General features: G+C 57.9%; 2 protein-coding genes and 1 pseudogene. All 3 read right to left on the minus strand.

What is annotated here, in order from left to right:
• Positions 1-240: 240 nt before the first annotated feature.
• Positions 241-1,182 carry an AEC family transporter gene (locus tag CFR80_RS17715; protein ID WP_019087324.1) on the minus strand — a complete coding sequence of 314 codons (942 nt, stop codon included), beginning with the start codon at positions 1,180-1,182 and terminating at the stop codon, positions 241-243.
• A gap of 83 nt (positions 1,183-1,265) precedes the next feature.
• Positions 1,266-1,679: pseudogene (locus tag CFR80_RS17720) on the minus strand (malic enzyme-like NAD(P)-binding protein); the annotation flags it as partial.
• Between the two features lie 30 nt (positions 1,680-1,709).
• A partial coding sequence (tnpC, locus tag CFR80_RS17725) for an IS66 family transposase (RefSeq protein WP_110507823.1) occupies positions 1,710-2,373 on the minus strand: 664 nt, incomplete at its 5' end.

Here is a 2,373-nt window from a genome sequence, read left to right on the forward strand (position 1 = left end):
GAAGATACGGCTGAGACCGGTCAAACGGGATGAAGCTGCTCATCTCACCACCTTACAACCTTACCCCTTCACTGGGTAACCCAACCCGACAGGCTGCTAGAGCACTCAAATGAGCAAAACGCTTCTCAAAACGGAAAACAGACCTTTTCAGGACTCATTTTCTCCAATCAGTGCATGGAATTGTAATCATAGGGCAGGTCTTAAAACCAGAGAACTTTTCCAATCATCTATTTTTTTGCGTTATATCCACTCGCATATAGCGACAGTGGCGGGAATGACGACGACCATGCCGAGCGTCGTGAGCAGCATGATGCTGGCTGTTTCTACCTCGCACTTCCCATACTGCTGGGCAAACAGGGCAGACGGTGTGGAGGTAGGCATCGCACTTGCGACAAAAGCTGCTTTCGCCATAGCGGATTTTAGTCCCCATGCCTTGAGGGCGACGAAGAAGACTGCTGGTTGCAAGACGACACAGACGAGCGATCCCAGTATAACGGTCCTAGATCTGAGATTAAGGGAATAAGACGCAAGCGCGAGCCCGCAGGCGAAGATCGCCGCTCCTGGTGCGCAGACTGCTAGAGGCTTGAGCACGGACACGGAAACCGGCGGCATCGTCAGACCGGACAGAGACACGATGGTGCCCAGCACCGGTGCCCACACAAGGGGGTTCTTGATCGTTTTTCCAAGCGTTCGGGCCAACGAGGGTCTCGACGTTTCTGACCTGGACGCGCTCTCGAGCAGGTAGATGACGACTGAAACCTGTAAGAGGTTTGTGACAACCGCAGCCAGACCGACTACGCCGCCGCCGACCGTATCGCCATAGATTGGATCGAGGACCGTCAGGCCATAGATCGGTGCGGCTGTGGAGGACACCGCATAGCCGAGGAGGACTGCGGTGAGCCGGTCGCGCGTCATCATGCACAGGACGAGATAGCTCACGCCAAAGAAGAGCGAATATCCGATGATCATGACCACAACGAGTGGCCCCTGCTGAAGGAGCAAGTCGCGTTTGAAGGTCGCCATGCTGAGGAAGAGCGCAACCGGCAGGGCATATTTCAGCGCGAAATGACTGAAACCGATGGCCTGATCGTGATCGAAATCCTTGTACTTCCCGGCCAGATAGCCCAGCCCGAATATGAGGACAACCGGAGCGATGGCGGCGACGAGTATCACGAGATTCACGGATCTGCTCCGGGTTGGTGAGAGAAGGCGTCATCATCCCCGGTGATCGGCTCGAGCCGATCACCGGGGATGACTTAGGTGTGTCAGAGTTCCTTGTAGACCGGCTTGTAGAGCAGCCCCTCGATCCAGGCGCGGATATTTTCCGGACGCTCGACGGTGGCCTGTCCACTATCGAAGATATGCTCCGCAACCCGCGTGGCGGTCGTCACTTCGGTCTCCAGGATGTTGGCTTGGAGCGGGAACAGCATGCCATGCTCGCGTGCGCTCGGCCCCACCTGATCCGCTGTCGCGGCGGCGGCGGTGATGAACATATCGTCCGTGATCCGCGCGGGACGGGTCGCGTAAACGGCGAGGCCGATTGCCGGAAAGATATAGAAATTGTTGGCCTGTCCCGGGTGGTAGCTCTTTCCCTGATATTCGAAGTCCGGAAATTGGACTCCAGCGGCGTATAATGCTTTGCCTTTTGTCCAGGTATAGGCCTGCTCGGCCGTACATTCGTAACCATCCGGCGAGAGACGCGGGCGTATTCAGGCGGCGATGGTATTGTGGACCTGCTGGTGGGCTTTCCAGTGCCAGGGCAGGAGTTCATGGAGGCGTGGATTGGGGATGTCATTGATCCGTGCCAGGACATCAGCGAGCCATGCATGGGGATCGACATCGTTCAGGCGCGCGGTGACGATCAGGGAATACATGGCGGCGGCGCGCTCTCCGCCACGATCGGACCCGGCGAACAACCAGGCTTTCCTGCCCAGGGCGATGCCGCGCAGGGCGCGTTCTGCTGCATTGTTCGTCAGACAGATCCGGCCGTCAGTGAGGAATCGTGTGAATGTATCGGCACGTCTGAGAAAATAGTTCATGGCGTGGGCAACGGGATTTTTTGTCGACATGCGCCGGCAACACTCCCGCATCCAGTCGAACAGATCGTCGACCAGAGGGGCTATGTCTGTTTGACGGACTGCCAGCCGATGTTCTGGGGGCGTACCGTTGATGGTGCGCTCGGCCTGGAATATGGCGTCGATCCTGCCTACTGCCTCTATGGCGAGGGGCGCCTTGTCCCTCTCGGCGATTTTGAACAGCCCTCTGCGTCCGTGGGCCCAGCATCCGGCGGAGACAACCGGCGCGGGTTGGCGTCCCGGTTTCGCCAGAGTATTATAACCCGCATAGGCGTCTGACTGCAGAATGCCGGTCCAG

It is taken from the genome of Komagataeibacter oboediens (assembly GCF_003207815.1).
Lineage (GTDB): Bacteria > Pseudomonadota > Alphaproteobacteria > Acetobacterales > Acetobacteraceae > Komagataeibacter > Komagataeibacter oboediens.